16 protein-coding genes and 1 riboswitch are annotated in these 15,287 nt (G+C 44.4%); of the genes, 11 read left to right on the top strand and 5 right to left on the bottom strand.

The window, feature by feature from the left end:
* Positions 1-72 precede the first annotated feature (72 nt).
* The 4 genes from PODO_RS28885 to PODO_RS28870 all read left to right on the top strand — a co-directional run bounded on the left by PODO_RS28885 (position 73) and on the right by PODO_RS28870 (position 3,387).
* Positions 73-429, top strand: a complete 357-nt coding sequence (locus tag PODO_RS28885; protein ID WP_036682230.1) for a nucleotide excision repair endonuclease — start codon at positions 73-75, stop codon at positions 427-429.
* 135 nt (positions 430-564) lie between these two features.
* Positions 565-1,230 (top strand): glycosyltransferase, encoded by a 666-nt coding sequence (locus tag PODO_RS28880; protein ID WP_244886408.1) that lies wholly within the window; start codon positions 565-567, stop codon positions 1,228-1,230.
* 208 nt (positions 1,231-1,438) lie between these two features.
* Positions 1,439-2,128, top strand: coding sequence for a hypothetical protein (locus tag PODO_RS28875; RefSeq protein ID WP_244886407.1), 690 nt, complete (start codon positions 1,439-1,441; stop codon positions 2,126-2,128).
* Between the two features lie 5 nt (positions 2,129-2,133).
* Positions 2,134-3,387: a polysaccharide deacetylase family protein gene (locus PODO_RS28870; protein ID WP_038573794.1), complete on the top strand. Its 1,254-nt coding sequence runs from the start codon at positions 2,134-2,136 to the stop codon at positions 3,385-3,387.
* A gap of 16 nt (positions 3,388-3,403) precedes the next feature.
* Here PODO_RS28870 and PODO_RS28865 read toward each other — a convergent pair whose 3' ends face one another.
* Positions 3,404-4,462, bottom strand: a complete 1,059-nt coding sequence (locus PODO_RS28865; RefSeq protein WP_038573792.1) for an endonuclease/exonuclease/phosphatase family protein — start codon at positions 4,460-4,462, stop codon at positions 3,404-3,406.
* A 155-nt stretch (positions 4,463-4,617) separates the two neighbouring features.
* Between PODO_RS28865 and rlmN the strand changes: the two genes are divergently transcribed.
* From rlmN to PODO_RS28845, 4 genes are all read left to right on the top strand, one after another.
* Entirely contained in the window at positions 4,618-5,688 is a 1,071-nt protein-coding gene (gene rlmN, locus PODO_RS28860; protein ID WP_036682223.1) for a dual-specificity RNA methyltransferase RlmN, read from the top strand.
* Between the two features lie 79 nt (positions 5,689-5,767).
* Positions 5,768-6,055 carry a DUF6509 family protein gene (locus PODO_RS28855; RefSeq protein WP_036682221.1) on the top strand — a complete coding sequence of 96 codons (288 nt, stop codon included), beginning with the start codon at positions 5,768-5,770 and terminating at the stop codon, positions 6,053-6,055.
* A 109-nt stretch (positions 6,056-6,164) separates the two neighbouring features.
* Positions 6,165-6,644, top strand: coding sequence for a transcription elongation factor GreA (greA, locus tag PODO_RS28850; RefSeq protein ID WP_036682220.1), 480 nt, complete (start codon positions 6,165-6,167; stop codon positions 6,642-6,644).
* 157 nt (positions 6,645-6,801) lie between these two features.
* Positions 6,802-7,731, top strand: a complete 930-nt coding sequence (locus PODO_RS28845) for an AEC family transporter (RefSeq protein WP_038573789.1) — start codon at positions 6,802-6,804, stop codon at positions 7,729-7,731.
* A gap of 4 nt (positions 7,732-7,735) precedes the next feature.
* Here PODO_RS28845 and PODO_RS28840 read toward each other — a convergent pair whose 3' ends face one another.
* From PODO_RS28840 to PODO_RS28825, 4 genes are all read right to left on the bottom strand, one after another.
* Positions 7,736-8,578, bottom strand: a complete 843-nt coding sequence (locus PODO_RS28840; RefSeq protein WP_038573786.1) for an aldo/keto reductase — start codon at positions 8,576-8,578, stop codon at positions 7,736-7,738.
* Between the two features lie 58 nt (positions 8,579-8,636).
* Positions 8,637-9,845, bottom strand: a complete 1,209-nt coding sequence (locus tag PODO_RS28835; RefSeq protein ID WP_038573785.1) for an MFS transporter — start codon at positions 9,843-9,845, stop codon at positions 8,637-8,639.
* 210 nt (positions 9,846-10,055) lie between these two features.
* A complete protein-coding gene (locus tag PODO_RS28830) occupies positions 10,056-10,598 on the bottom strand; it encodes a hypothetical protein (protein WP_038573783.1) in 543 nt (180 codons plus the stop codon).
* 128 nt (positions 10,599-10,726) lie between these two features.
* Positions 10,727-11,695 (bottom strand): Gfo/Idh/MocA family protein, encoded by a 969-nt coding sequence (locus PODO_RS28825; protein ID WP_038573781.1) that lies wholly within the window; start codon positions 11,693-11,695, stop codon positions 10,727-10,729.
* A gap of 199 nt (positions 11,696-11,894) precedes the next feature.
* Between PODO_RS28825 and PODO_RS28820 the strand changes: the two genes are divergently transcribed.
* From PODO_RS28820 to PODO_RS28810, 3 genes are all read left to right on the top strand, one after another.
* Positions 11,895-12,842, top strand: a complete 948-nt coding sequence (locus PODO_RS28820) for a sugar-binding transcriptional regulator (protein WP_038573779.1) — start codon at positions 11,895-11,897, stop codon at positions 12,840-12,842.
* A 160-nt stretch (positions 12,843-13,002) separates the two neighbouring features.
* A riboswitch (purine riboswitch) is annotated at positions 13,003-13,106 on the top strand.
* Between the two features lie 168 nt (positions 13,107-13,274).
* A complete protein-coding gene (locus PODO_RS28815; RefSeq protein ID WP_036682464.1) occupies positions 13,275-13,889 on the top strand; it encodes a xanthine phosphoribosyltransferase in 615 nt (204 codons plus the stop codon).
* A complete protein-coding gene (locus PODO_RS28810; protein WP_036682206.1) occupies positions 13,883-15,202 on the top strand; it encodes a nucleobase:cation symporter-2 family protein in 1,320 nt (439 codons plus the stop codon). The genes PODO_RS28815 and PODO_RS28810 overlap by 7 nt, the downstream gene beginning before the upstream one ends.
* Positions 15,203-15,287: the final 85 nt, after the last annotated feature.

Here is a 15,287-nt window from a genome sequence, read left to right as displayed (position 1 = left end):
CGCCAGATTGAATGGTCTTACTTAGCGATTTATGATACTATTTACTCCTATATAGAAAGAGGACGTGAGCTAATGATCAACATAACGATTCCCAAAGCGGATGTTAGTATTACTAAACAAATTAACCCGCAGTTAAGCAATATTTACGGATTTACTGATTTTCACCTGATTCCGAGAGATTACGGCGGTATCTTTATGTTCTACAATGATCAAGATGAGTTGTTGTTTGTAGGTAAAGCGAGAAAGTTAAGACCAAGAATTAAAAAACATTTTGAAGACACCGTATCTGACATCAAGCAACATCGGGACGAGGTCACCAGAATTGATGTATGTTTAATCGAAAGTCCAGTTCATAGAGAGATCTACGAAACCTATATCATTAATGAACTGAAATCTAAATACAATGTAGACAAAGTGATGTTTAGATAATAGTTAGACTCAGGCGCCGTCCACGTGATGGTGCTTTTTTTGTGTTCTGAGATCAGCTGTGAATGAAATGGAAGTAAGGGTGCACAATATACAAGATATTCAAATCCATTACTGTTCACAAGGAGATAGGTCATATTGAAAAATAAGAATTTGATGTTGAAGCTAACCTTATTGTGTATGTTTCTGGTTGTAAGTGTTACACCTAGAATTGCTGATGCTGCAGCAGCTAAAGAGAAAAAGAGCTCCCACAAGCAATGCTTAACCCCTTCCGTAATTGAGCTTAAGGATAATCTTAGGAAGTTATGGATCGATCATGTGGTATGGACAAAAAATTACATTGTTAGCGCCTTTGCAGATTCCGAGGATAAGGAGAAGGTACTGGCAAGGCTGTTACAGAATCAGCAGGACATAGGGGATGCCTTTAAACCGTATTACGGTGAGGCAGTTGGAGATAAGGTAGCTCAATTATTGCGGGAGCATATTCTTATTGCCGGAAAAGTCCTAGATGCTGTGAAGGCTGGAAATCAGGCCGATGTGGAAAAATACAATAAAGAGTGGTATACCAACGCCGATGACATTGCCAAGTTCCTTAGTAGTCAGAATCCCAAATATTCTTATGAACAATTAAAGGAAATGCTTCATGAACATCTGGAATTGATTACTGATGACGTGACGGCTAGAGTTAAAAAGGATTGGGATGCCGAAATTGTCGCATTTGATAAAGGGCTGGAGCATATGATCATGTTCGCAGATATCTTAACCGAGGGATTGATCAAACAATTTCCCGATAAATTCAATTGAAATCAAAGCACCCGAAGGGGTGCTTTTTTTATTTTGCAGAAGAAAATAGGTCTTTAGGTGCATTTCAGAAAGTTAGATATAAAGGCTCACTTACATACAAGATAAGTAAACTATAATAGACTCGTGGGCACTCGACATTTTTTGACATTTTTTTATAATTGAGGTGATAAAATCGATGATTTCCCCCTTTTTTAAAAAGAAAGATTCAGTGGATAAGCAATCCAAGTCGGATATGGTTCAAAAGGTACAGTTATTAGATGATCAGGTCGAAGAAATAGAAGAAAAGACCTCGGACGAGACTTTAGCTGGATTGGTTACGACAGGCAAAGCTCAGCTTGATAAAAAATCACTCGATTTGATCTTCTCCGTGGAGCAGATTATTCAGGCCAGACAACATGCGGAGACCAATATTAATGAGCTTCAGGATCGGTTGACCCATTCCAGCAGTCATGTGGAGCGATTAAACCGGGATATGAAAAACCTTAATAAGGTCATTGAGGAAAGAGAAAAGAATGTCCGCGAGCTTGAGCATAAGTTGATTGAGAGAAATTTGAAGGTCGATCAAGTGCTGGAGGATTACCGCGAGCTTCAAACTGCGCTCACAGCTGAGATCGAGGAATTAAAGAGTACCATTGAGCTGGAGCAGCAAAAATATGTAAATCTGATTCAAAAACATAACGAAGCCCATGCAGAGAAACTTAAAAAGATGAATGATCTGGAAGAGAAAATCGGACGGGTTGAGATTGAGAATGCACATTTAAAACAGAAGTACGATACGATTCGCCAAGAAAAGGCGTATCTCTCGGGTATGATCAGCGATTTCACCAATCGGATGACGGTTCCTTTTGGGAGTGGCAGTAGTCTGACGGATCGAAATGATGGAAACGGAGATACATAGGATTCATGGCATCTAAGGAACCGGACACCATTCTAATGATTGAGTTACTGTCGCTTGAGCATGAACAGGCCGGTTATCAGATTGAGGTAGGTCTAACCCGTAATGTTGGGTACGCAAGAAGCAAGCTCACCATAGATGAATTTACATACGAACAATTGAAGGCGCTAGGTCCCTTTTCCGGAGGGAGAATGAGATTGTCGCTGTATCCGAAGTGGGATCCTTTTCGGAATAGTTACTACAGCACACTGATTATAATGAACAGAGCATACAGCGAAACATTGTATTTTGCCTGTTCTGAATATTATGTAACCCAACTTCTTCAATTAAAGCAGCAGGACTATCCTCAAGCAGAAGAGGAGAGGGTAGTTCAGACCATGCTTCCCTCTACAGAACCAGGGCATAGGATAAGCAGAAAGAAGACCAAACGAATTGGACTGGTTGCACTGCTGTGTCTCATGTTCGCTTGTTTGATATTTGTGTTACCTCTGCGAATGGATGGACAACTCGTAGATAGTGCTGAAGCGCTGGAGGAACCCGTATTAGGGGCCGACTCTGAGCCATTACTTTCGGTGCCGTTCGTTACCCTTGCGCAGACGATATCGGTTCATAACCAGCAAGCCGAGCCTACACCAGAACCTTCGGCCCCTCCTCAGGAACAGACATTGCCGTACGAAAAGTATGAATTACCCGAGAATGAATTTTTGTATAGCTTGCCAAAGGGTTACGTTGCCTTGTCATTTGATGATGGACCGTCAAAGTATACGAAAGAGATCGTAGATATTCTAGTAGAACATAAGGTGGCTGCCACCTTTTTATTCATTGGGAATAAGGTAGCTCATAATGCGGAAGCCGTTAGGTATGCTAATGAGCATAAGATGTCGGTTGGGAGTCATTCGTGGGATCATAGCAAAATGACTGCTAATAGCGTTGAGGAGAACCGGAATAACTTGGCGAAGACTAATCAGGCGCTGGAGCAAATTACACAATCGCCGATTACTATTTTTCGGCCGCCATATGGGGCGATCAATGACAAGTTAACCGCCAAGGTGACGGAACAGCAGATGAAGGTATTATTGTGGAATCGTGATCCCGAGGATTGGAACGTCAAGAACCCAGAGGATATTCTTCAATATGTTCATCATGCCGATCCGTCCGGCGGAGTCTATCTATTTCACGAAAAGAAGATTACTGTAGAAGCTTTGCCTGCTATCATTAAGTATTTCCAAGAGAAAAACCTGAAATTTGTTGTGTTTAAATAGAATCAGAGAATCCATGTTATTGCAGAATAAAAGTGGCTGTTACAGGGTTGTGATCACTGTGTTCGAAGGATAACTCATGACCCTGTACGCCGCTTATGCTGACGTTTGGTGAGACTAGAAAGCCATCAATCACTGCGCGGAAATTCACACTTTCTGTATAGGCAACATCGAGCGTCCGGACGGAGGGTACCTTGGCATCTACAGCCCACTGAAAGCCCTGTTGAAAATGTTCAGGGAATTCTTGCAGCCATTGCGGCCAATCCTGCGTTGTCTCGAAAGCATCAGGAGCTGTACCCGGAAGGGAATGGTTCCAATCTCCCCCTAAGATGAGGTAATTCCCTTTGTCATTCTCCTTCTTGATATAAGCCGATAAATACTCCAATTGCTGTTTACGAATCGTTCCGCCTTGGTCAAAGGCTGATAAATGAAGATTGACTAGAATCAGTTCTTTTCCATTATCAACGGGGAATCTGCTCTCCACAAAAGCACGGTCGAGATCAAATTGTTGGCGAGGCCAGGTTTCTTTGCCCGGGAGATCATATCTAATATTACTTGTGCTGTTAAAACGGGATAAAGTTAATAGACCGCTGTTCACCGAGCCCATCGGATCAAGAACAGGAAGCGGTACCCAAGGTACCTTGTAGTTGGTCGCGAAAACATTGCTGTAATCAGCGAACTTATTCGACAAGTAAGAGACTTCATCTATACCGTTGCTACGGGAAGAATCGATGTCGACCTCCTGCAGCATGAACAGGTCCGAGTCTGTAGCTGTCATTAGGGACGCTACGGCCTCAAGGTTTATCTTCGTTTGTTCTCTACTGCTTGAGCGTGACTTTGTTCCGCCATCCATAAAGAAATCTTGGCCTTTATCCAACCCGGCGTAGCCAATATTAAAGGTGGTTACCGAGAAGGACTCTCCCTGCTTCAGTACTTGCTGCGGATTATTGTTTACAGTAAGGGTAGTAATCTCCTGTGGTTTGTAGTCAGTGAGGGTAATATACACTAAAAAACCGCCAAGGATTAGAACGGCAGCTAGAAGGGTGAGACTGATTGCTTTTATTCTTGTTGAACCCATATGATTCCATCGCTCCTTAGATACATGTTCATAGAACAGACTTTAATGGTGTAAACTTCGACACTACCCAATAACTCCCCTTGTTTTAATAAAAAAAATTTGAGACAATGAGTAGTGATGGTCTGAACTTTAACGTTTTGAAAAGAGGATAACGAATGAATATAGAATCCATTTATGGATTAACTTTTGATCAACTGGCGGCATGGCTGTTAGAACGTGGACATAAAAAGTTTCGGGCTACGCAGGTCTGGGATTGGCTTTATCGGAAGCGGATTACAGACTTTTCGGAAATGCTCGATGTAAATAAAGATTGTGTAGAATTATTAGAGCAGAATTTTGTCATTCATACCTTGGAAGAACATGTGAAGCAGGAATCTGCGGATGGAACGATTAAGTTCCTGTTCCGCCTAAAGGATGGCAACCTGATCGAGACAGTGCTTATGAGACAGAAATACGGCTTGTCTGTATGTGTAACCACGCAAGTGGGCTGCAATATCGGCTGCAGCTTCTGTGCAAGTGGGCTGTTGGCGAAGAGCCGGGATCTCTCCAGCGGAGAGATTGTGGAGCAGATTATGAAGGTCCAGCAGCATCTGGATGCGGCGAACCTGGATCAAAAGGTCAGTCACGTCGTAGTGATGGGCATTGGCGAGCCATTCGATAACTTTAAGAACCTGCTCGATTTCCTGGCGATTGTCAAAGATCACAAGGGACTAGCAATTGCGGGTAGAGGGATTACCGTATCAACGAGCGGATTGGCTAACAAAATCGTTGAATTTGCGGATGCGAATACGCAGGTGAACCTGGCGGTTTCTTTGCATGCCCCTAATAATGAACTGCGGACGCAGATCATGAAGATTAACAAGGCCATTCCAATAGAAAAGCTAATGGAGTCTATAGATTATTATTTGGAGAAAACCAAGCGGAGAATTACGCTGGAATACATTCTGATGAAGGATGTAAACGACGGCAGAGAGCATGCGCTTGAACTGGCCGAGCTGATTGGCGATCGACGCCCGCTCGTCAATGTGAATTTGATTCCTTATAACCCGGTGGATGAACACAGCCAATATCAAAGAAGCGAGCGGGAGACGGTGCGGGCCTTTTTTGATACCTTGAAGAAGCAGGGTGTCAGCGTAAGCACTCGTCTGGAGCATGGTGTGGATATTGATGCTGCCTGCGGACAGCTGCGAAGCAAACAAATCAAGAAATCCAAAGCCATGGCTTGATGGACTACCTCGACAACAATATGTTACTTTTTGTGATACAATGACGTGGCAGGTATTAGGAAAAGAGGTTGATTGAGTTATGTTGACATTTACGGGCTACAATGTGGAGAATGTAAAAGATCCTTTCGGTATACTAACCGGTAAACGGTATGAATTTGTCGTTCAACTGGACGTTCCAGAGGATGATGAGCTGTATGTAGAGAACGGAGTATCCGCTAGAGCGATTATTAAGGTGGATGAAGATCAAGTCAGCATCGTAAGTTATGATCTACAGGAGACAACTTCAGGTCAACTGCTCGATTTCGATATGGAAGAGGACGAGGAAGAAGCGTTACTCCTTTTTTGTAAAGAGCATTTGCCAGAATAATTAAGCAGCATTGACCTCCTTGCCCAATGTTCAATTGTGGCAGGGATTTTTTTAAAATATAAGCATTTATATGTTCAAGCTGTAAATTATCTAAATAGGAGTTGTATACATGTCTAATGAAGAAGTGTTCTTGACCAAAGAAGGGTTGGCTCAATTAGAGGAAGAGCTGAAGGAATTGAAAGGCGCAGGGCGTAAGGAATTGGCGGCACGGCTTAAATTGGCGATCAGCTATGGAGACTTGAAGGAAAATAGTGAGTACCATTCGGCCAAGGACGATCAATCGTTCATGGAGACTCGTATTATGATTCTGGAGAAAATGTTGACCAAAGCCAAGATCGTGGATGAGAGCCAAATGGATCTGTCAAAGGTTAGTATGGGTTGTATTGTTATTCTGAATGACATCGAATATTCGGAGAAGATCGAATATAGAATTGTTGGAGCTGCTGAGGCAGATGTTCTTAATAACAAGATTTCCTATGAAAGCCCGCTAGGCAAGGAATTGCTGGGTAAAAAGGTCGGCGATATTGTTAGTGTAAATGCACCGATGGGCATCATTAAATATGAGTTGCTTGAGATCAAAATGATGTAACAATATACCGAAAAGCTCTCAACCCTTTGTAAGGGCTGGGAGCTTTTTTTGTTGGCATGATAGGTTTTGGCTATGAGGTATATTGATTTCATATCTTAGACGTTCTGCGCTGTTGCGCTTATAGTTTGAAGTAAACTACAGCAGAGGAGTTCTATTCATGATCCAAAGTGTGTTATCGACGTTATACCAAGTCATCGTGCCCTTGTCCATTCCTGTGATCGTGGGTGCGCTGCTTGGGCGGTTTAAGAATCTGGATACGAAGCCGTTATTGACGCTTTATCTATACTTTTTAACGCCGGCAATTATTTTAAATACATTGGCTACTGCCGAGATATCCATGAATGATATTTATAGGACGCTCGCCTTTTCGCTTCTAAATCTAATCTTCTTATGGGCGATTGCGAATATAGTGGGCAAATTATTGAAGCTAGATCCATCCGAAGTATCCGGTCTGACCTTGATTTCAACGTTTACGAATAGCGTGAATTATGGACTTCCGCTGGTGTTGCTAGCTTTCGGACAGCTTGGTCTCGATAAGGCCTCTGTATATGTGATCGGACAGATGATTATCGTGAATACGATAGGCGTTTATTTTGCAGCAAGATCTCAGTTTTCGGTAAAAAATGCAGTGAAATCGGTCTTTTCGCTTCCTGCCATTTACGCAGCTCTGTTGGCCCTTCTTCTCCGCATCTTTGGCCTGCATTTGCCTACAGAGGTGGCTACAGGGGTTGCCTTGGTAGCTGGAGGATATTCGCCGGTGGTACTGGCGATCCTTGGCGCACAGATGGTTAAAGTGAGAACCATGCCATCCGCACGCAAGGGCCAGTCTACTTTTTGGACAGGGATGTCGATTCGATTAATCTTAGCGCCGCTAGTGGCTTACCTCGGATTATCGATCCTGCAAATAACCGGGACCTTGTTCTCTGTGCTGCTGATTTTGGCTTCTATGCCAGTTGCCGTCAACGCCGTAGTGTTAGCCGAGCGCTTTAATGCCTCACCGGAGCTGGTATCCAAATGTATTTTGTGGACGACGCTTGCTTCGTTTCTCGTGTTGCCGGTGCTTATAGTGTTAGTGCAAGGTGCGTAAGCCCTTAGAAATCAAAATGATCTGGGTCTGGACCTACCCGTTGATCTTGGTTGAGAGAGTTAATTAGAGTCATATCCTCGTCAGATAAATTGAAATCAAACACGTCTACATTTTCGATGATCCGGTGTTCTTTAGTAGACTTAGGAATAGTGATAATCCCACGTTGCAGGTCCCAACGGACAATAACTTGAGCGACGGATTTGTCATGTTTGGCAGCAATTTGTTTCAGTACAGGCTGATCGAACAATTGACCTTGCATTAACGGAGACCAAGCTTCTAATTGGATTCCTTGCTCTTTGCAGAAGTCGAGCAGCTCTTGCTGATTCAAATAGGGATGTAATTCAACTTGATTGACCATCGGCTTAATCTCAGCATCCTTCAGTACATCTTCAAGATGGTGAATCTGGAAGTTGCTGACCCCAATGGCTTTTACCCGGCCCTCTTTATACAACGTTTCAAGCGCTCTCCAAGACTCTTTATATTTTCCTTTTACAGGCCAGTGAATAAGGTACAAATCCAGGTATTTAAGTCCGAGTTTAGCTAAGCTAGTCTCGTAGGCGGCGATGGTCTCTTCGTAGCCCATATCTGCGGTCCAGACCTTTGTGGTTACGAAAAGCTCTTCTCTGGACAAGCTGTTCTCTTGCAGAGCCTCTTGGATGGCTTGTCCCACGCCTGTTTCATTCTCATAAATTGCGGCAGTGTCAATGCTGCGGTAACCGTGTTTAATAGCGGACTTGATCGCTTGTATCAGTTCTGCGCCTTCTTCTACTTTAAATACGCCAAGCCCTAGCCAAGGCATATTTACACCGTTGTGTAATGTAGTTGTATCCTGTAGATGTTGAGCCATAATAAAGTAACCTCCTAAGATATTTAAAAGTTTGTTTGGGTTGTTAATGGACTGCTGTTTAAGCAGCTTTAGTCTGGAGAGGAGCCTCATCTTTCTTCTCCAGAGCACGGCTCCATGCCGTCAGTAATACTGCGGACAGAACCATGATTGCACCTACCCAAGTGGTATGAATCAGTCCCATATGATCTGTGACGATGCCGCCAAGGTACGCTCCAATGGCAATACCAGCGTTAAAAGCAGCAATATTTAATGCAGAAGCTACATCTCGTGCACTTGGCGCATATCGATCTGCAAGCGTAACAACATGTACTTGCAAGCCGGGCACGTTCATGAAAGCTAACAGTCCCATGAAGAAGATCGTAATCAGTGCGGCAACCTTGTAAGGTGCGGTAAAAGCTAAGACAAATAAGACGACAGCTTGGACTGCAAACATATAGAATAGAGCATTCATTGGTTTGCGGTTGGCGGCTTTACCTCCAATCACGTTCCCGATGGCAATCGCAATGCCGTATACAAGCAAGATGACGGCGACTGTATTCTCTTTGAATCCGCTGATCTCATGCAGAAGGGGCGATAAATAAGTAAAGACTACAAATGTGCCCCCATAGCCCAAAGCTGTAATCGCGAAGGCAAGCAGTAAACGCCCATTGGTGACCAGCTTAACTTGCTCACGAAGGGGTGTGTGGGTACCTTTGCGCAGCCCGGATGAAGGAACAAGGATCAGATTGCCGATGAGTGCTATAAGCCCGATTGCAATGATAGCAACAAATGCAGCACGCCAGCCGAGTTGTTGGCCAAGGAACGTACCTAGCGGAACGCCAGTAACAGTAGCTACTGTAAGTCCAGTGAACATGATGGCAATGGCACTGGCCTTACGATCCTCAGGCACGAGGTCGGCGGCAATGGTCGAAGCAATCGACATGAACAAGCCATGTGCCAGGGCGGAAATCACTCTCGCGATTAACAGCAATGTAATCCCGTCCGCCGCCGCCGCAAGACTATTGCCGATAATAAAAACGATCATAATGCTTAGCAGCAATGTTTTGCGTGATATCGACGTGGTTAGCGACGTTAAGATGGGTGCGCCAAAAGTTACTCCTAAAGCGTATAAAGTAACGGTCAACCCGGCTGTGGTTACCGGTATATGCAGATCCGTGGCGATTAGAGGCAGCAGCCCCACACTGATAAACTCAGTGGTTCCAATCGCAAAGGCACTAATGGCTAGAGCTAAGAGCGCCAAGGTGCTTCTTCTTTTATCTAAGGACATTTCTTTCACTCCTACGCTGTGTTAATCACCGGCCGGTAAGTGCTATTATGAAGAGATATGTCCATTAAGTATAGTACGTACTTTAAAGTGCTATAGGTACTAAAAAGTACCTGTAACGCAACTCACCAAACCCAAAAAAAGCATGGGCGCCCTGATCTCGTCGGGTTTGCCCATGCTTTTTGCTATACTTGTTATATAGTCCCGAAAGGGTTAACGAGACCGTTGTTTGAGGTGGCGCCGTTTAGTTGTGCCTTTGTTAGTGGCGTGCCCACCCGATCCTCCACCAACCGCCTGTTGCTGTCTTGTTCCTGGACTTTCAATAGCGGAGTTTGTTCCACCGGTGCTGAACGTTCCGCCTCCGCTTGCTACCTGAGTTGCGGAGGCATTCTGGCTCCGTTTAGGCAGTTTAACCGTCTGGGTATTGATAACGACCACAACTTCTTTGCGATACGGATATAATAAGAGGGGCTTAGCTTTGCCGCGTTTGTTGCCCCCACTGCCTAGGTTAGTCGCATCACCGCCTGCGCCGACACTTTGTTGTTGGCGTGTATAGGGAGAAGCAATGGCGGCATTATTGCCGCTTGCGCTGCTGCGTCCTGCACCGCTTGCAATTTGTGTAGTGTTGGGGGCGTTCGTATATTGATTGTTGATGACAAAGATTAATCTGTCCACTCCGTGGAGTGGGGTCCTTGTAATTATGCGCCGTTTTCCTTTTTGAATAATGACAACGATCCGGTCTCTTTTATAGGCCACCCATATTCACTCTCCCATACTTTGACTTCATTAACATTAATGCAGATGGGGGGATTAAGTGATGAATACGGGCGGACCACCTCGAAAAACAATCATTTGCCTAAGTTGCTGCCTAATAATCGGTTTATTTATTCAAAGCTATATTTGATCCCCCATTGTTCCCGGACATTGCTCATAATGTCCATGACATCCAAGGAGAGGTCGAGGGTCTCTTTATGGCTTTTATCTGCAATATACCGCCGCATATCTTCAATCTCGTATTGTAAAGCCTTGGCTGTATCTCCAGCCTCAATCGTCTCTACTGTGCCATCCAAATATTGAATGGTGGCTTTGCTGGCCCGCGGGAAATTGTCTACGGTAATAAATCCGAGTTCTCCTGCAACCACGCCTCGTTTAGGCATTTTGGAGCGCATTGTAAGGGAGATTACCGCCATTTCATCTGCAGCATTGTTAAGAATAATGCCGGATTGCTCGTCCACTCCTGTCTCGAATCGTTTTACCGTAGTAAGAATCTCATGGGGCTGTTTGGACAGGAAGAATCTTGTGAAGGACAACGCATACGTCCCAATATCCAGCAGGGCTCCGCCCGCCAGATCTTTGCTGAAGAAACGGTTGTTCACATCATATTCTTTATGGCTGCCAAAGGAGACCTGCACCATTTTGAGGCGCCCGATGATGCCATCCTCAATGAGCTGCCGCAGTTTTTTATACAGTGGCATATGGTAGATGGTCATAGCTTCGGCCACAACCAGATCCTTTTCAGCGGCAAGTAGGGTGACCTCTTGAAGTTGTTTGCTGTTCACTGTGATTGCTTTTTCGCAGAGAACATGTTTGTTATTCTGTAAGCTTTCAATGATGTATTCATAATGATTGCTATGTGGCGTAGAGATGTACACTACATCAATTGCGGGATCCTGCAGCATTTCACTGTAACTGCCATAAGCTTTCGTGGCTCCATATTGATTTGCGAATTGTTGTGCTTTCTCTAAGCTCCGCGATCCAACCGCATACAATGTTTCCCCCGTTTCATTCAGCGCAGCCGCAAATTCGGCAGCTATACTTCCCGGACCTACAATTGCCCACTTTAAGGGATTCATTTCCAGCACCTCACCTGTTTGGATTGTTTGTTTTTATTTAGAGATAACCTTGATTCCATCTGAACCATTCATCTCCATAAAAGTTTTGATATTAAGCACATTTGTGCAATATAATAATAAATGTGCAAAACAATCGTCTACAGTATAGCGGGGGGTTCTAAATCCGTCAAACTGTTGAATATAGCGGGGGCGTTGTAACATGGATCGAAAAGAAGATAAGAAGCTGCTCATTAAAATAGCACAAATGTATTATGAACAGAATTTAACGCAGAGTGAAATCTCTAGCGAACTTGGTATATATCGTACCACCATCAGCAGGATGCTAAAGAGGGTACGTGAAGAAGGTATCGTTACAATAACTATTAATTACGATACTGGCGATCATTTTACATTGGAGCAGGAGCTGAAGGAGCGGTTCGGGCTACGGGAAGCCATTGTTGTGGAGGTAGATCCTGCACAGTCCAGTACGATAAAACGCAAAGCTATAGGACAAGCCTGTGCGAGATGGCTCGAGCAAGTGCTTCTCCCGAAAGATACGATTGGGTTTTCTTGGGGAAGCAGCTTAGCTAGCGTTGTAGAAAGCCTAACACAAGCCCAGAGACCTTTTGTAACCTGTGTACCTACGGTTGGCGGCCCATCAGGAAAGATGGAGAGCGGGTACCATGTAAATAACATCTGCTATCAAGCTGCCCTGAAATGGGGTGCGCGCTCGTTAATGATTGATGTTCCAGCGATCACGGAGCAAAAGGAAACTAGAGATCAACTGATGAATTCGCAGTATTATCAGACCATTGCCAAGGCGTGGGACCATCTGGATATCGCTGTGTTCGGCATCGGATCGCCGGAAATGAAAGGGGAAGAGGCGTGGCGCGGATTTTATGGTGATGCAGTGATTGCTGAGCTGGAGAATGGAAAGGTCGCTGGTGATATCTGTTCACGATTCTATGATGGGAACGGGATTCCCGTGCATACCGGAATATCGGATCGAACGCTGACTATTGAGCTGGAGCAGATCAAGCAAGCTCGGTATTCGATTGGTGTAGCGGAGTCACTTGAGAAGGTTACAGGGATCCGTGGTGCGCTAAATGGCGGTTATATGAATGTACTTGTAACGACCCAAGAAACAGCGCAGAAGATATTGGAGTAACAACTACTAAATGTAAACAATTGAATTTCGTGAAAATAACCTGAAAATGGCATGCAAATTGCTTAAAATTTTGCTTGTAAGCACCAGACAGAGCGTGTAAGATATACAAGGTATTCATATCGAACATTTATAAAAATATAAGTTTCACATTATACATTATCCTTATATTTGCTTGTCAACTCATATAATCTTGGGAATATGGCCCATAAGTTTCTACCGGATAACCACTGTAATTATCCGACTATGAGTGAAATAGCGCATCTAGGGTTCCGCTTCCTGACTATGGAAGGACTGGACCGAGCGATGCGGACACTATGCAGTGTTACACCACTAAGGGACAAAAACCCAGAAGGACAAATTCACTTGAGAGAAACGACTCAAGGGATTTGTCCTTTTTTTGTTTTTAATTCAGAAGGAGAGATCAAGTTTACTATGAAGGTACTTCAAGAGCGCATCAGACAAGAGGGTCTTATTTTATCAGATACGGTACTAAAGGTAGATTCATTTCTGAATCATCAGGTGGATACGGAGCTTGCCTTACAAATTGGACAGGAGTTCAAGCGGTTGTTTGGACATTTGCCTATCACTAAGATCATCACTATTGAAGCAAGTGGCATTCAATTCGCCATGGCTACGGCCATCGCCTTAGGCGTACCGTTTGTATATGCGAAGAAAAAGAAAGCAGTGACCTTATCTGAAGCGGTCTATTCCGCGCCGGTACATTCTTTTACACGCAAAGAGGATTATATGGTTAGTGTCTCGCAAAAATATATCGGACCAAGCGATAAGGTGCTTATTGTAGATGACTTTTTGGCTACTGGTGCTGCTCTTGTTGGACTGGTTGATATCGTGCAAGAGGCTGGCGCTGAGCTCCTTGGCGTTGGTTGTGTGATTGAAAAATGCTTCCAAGAAGGCCGGAGTCTACTCGAGGATAGAGGGATAGAAGTCCATGCTTTAGCCCGGATCACATCTATGTCACCAGGTGAAATTCACTTCATTGATAATGAAAGTTCAAAAGAGCCAATCAAGGAGAGTGCGAGATGTTAAGCAAGAAAAAAGTATTTGCGTTAGGATTTCAGCATGTACTGGCGATGTATGCCGGAGCAGTTGTTGTTCCGCTGATCGTAGGGAACGCGCTGAACCTGAATGCCACCCAAATGGCCTATCTTATCGCAGCTGATTTGTTTACTTGCGGGTTAGCTACTTTGCTGCAGATTATGGGCACTAAGTATTTTGGCAGCAGGCTGCCGGTTATTCTTGGATGTACCTTTACGGCAGTAGGGCCGATTATCGCTATCGGCAGTGCCAACAATTTGGCAACGGTGTACGGAGCAATTATTTTATCTGGTCTATTCGTGGTACTGGCGGCCCCGCTTTACGGGAAGCTGCTGAGGTTCTTCCCAACGATAGTAACGGGCTCAGTCGTGACCATTATTGGGTTATCTCTTATTCCTGTAGCTATGAATAGCGTAGCTGGCGGAGAAGGCAGCGCTGATTTTGGGAATCCCCGCAATTTGTTGCTTGCACTGATCACGCTGCTGGTCATTTTAGCGGTTAACCGTTTTACTACAGGATTTCTTCGCTCGGTCTCTGTCTTGATAGGTCTTTTAGTGGGTACAATTATTGCTTATGGAATGGGCATTGTTAGTTTCTCTACAGTAGGTGAAGCCTCTTGGGTAAGTGTTGCACAGCCTTTCTACTTCGGATGGCCTCAGTTCAATCTTACGGCTATTTTCACTATGATCATTGTTAATATTGTTAGTATGGTGGAGTCCACAGGTGTTTACTTTGCGATTGGTAAAGTAACGGATCAGAAAGTGGAACAAAAGCAGATCGTAAACGGGCTGCGTTCGGAAGGTTTGGCGATTATGCTGGGCGGGATCTTTAATGCATTTCCGTACACAGCATTTTCGCAAAATGTAGGATTGGTCTCGCTAACTCGGGTCAAAACTCGTAATGTTATTTTTGCAGCCGGCGGGATTATGGTTGTGCTTGGATTACTGCCTAAATTGGCGGCTCTGACAACGGTTATTCCCAATGCCGTACTGGGTGGAGCGATGATCGTGATGTTCGGATCGGTTGCTGTTTCCGGGATGTCGATTCTGTCAGAGGTAGATCTGCGTAAGGATGGTAATCTGCTGATTGCCGCTTGTAGTATCGCTGTTGGTTTGGGTTCGGCAACTGTACCTGCGATGTTCGATCAATTGCCTGAATTCGCCCGGATGCTGCTGCAAAACGGTATCGTATCCGGTTCCCTTACAGCGATTGTGCTGAATATCTTCCTCTCGAAGACAAAGGATAATGTTCTGGCAGAAGATCCTGCTGCCCCTGTTCTAACGAAAGAAACACAAGTCTCATAATACGTTTAATTCATGTTAAAAGACCAAGCTCTGGTGTGCTGAAACCTAAGCTTGGTCTTTTTCTCATGCTCAGTGCTTGTGCATA

The sequence above is a fragment of the Paenibacillus odorifer genome (assembly GCF_000758725.1).
GTDB classification, from domain to species: Bacteria; Bacillota; Bacilli; order Paenibacillales; family Paenibacillaceae; genus Paenibacillus_AQ; species Paenibacillus_AQ odorifer.
This window is presented reverse-complemented; position numbering and strand designations above follow the sequence as displayed.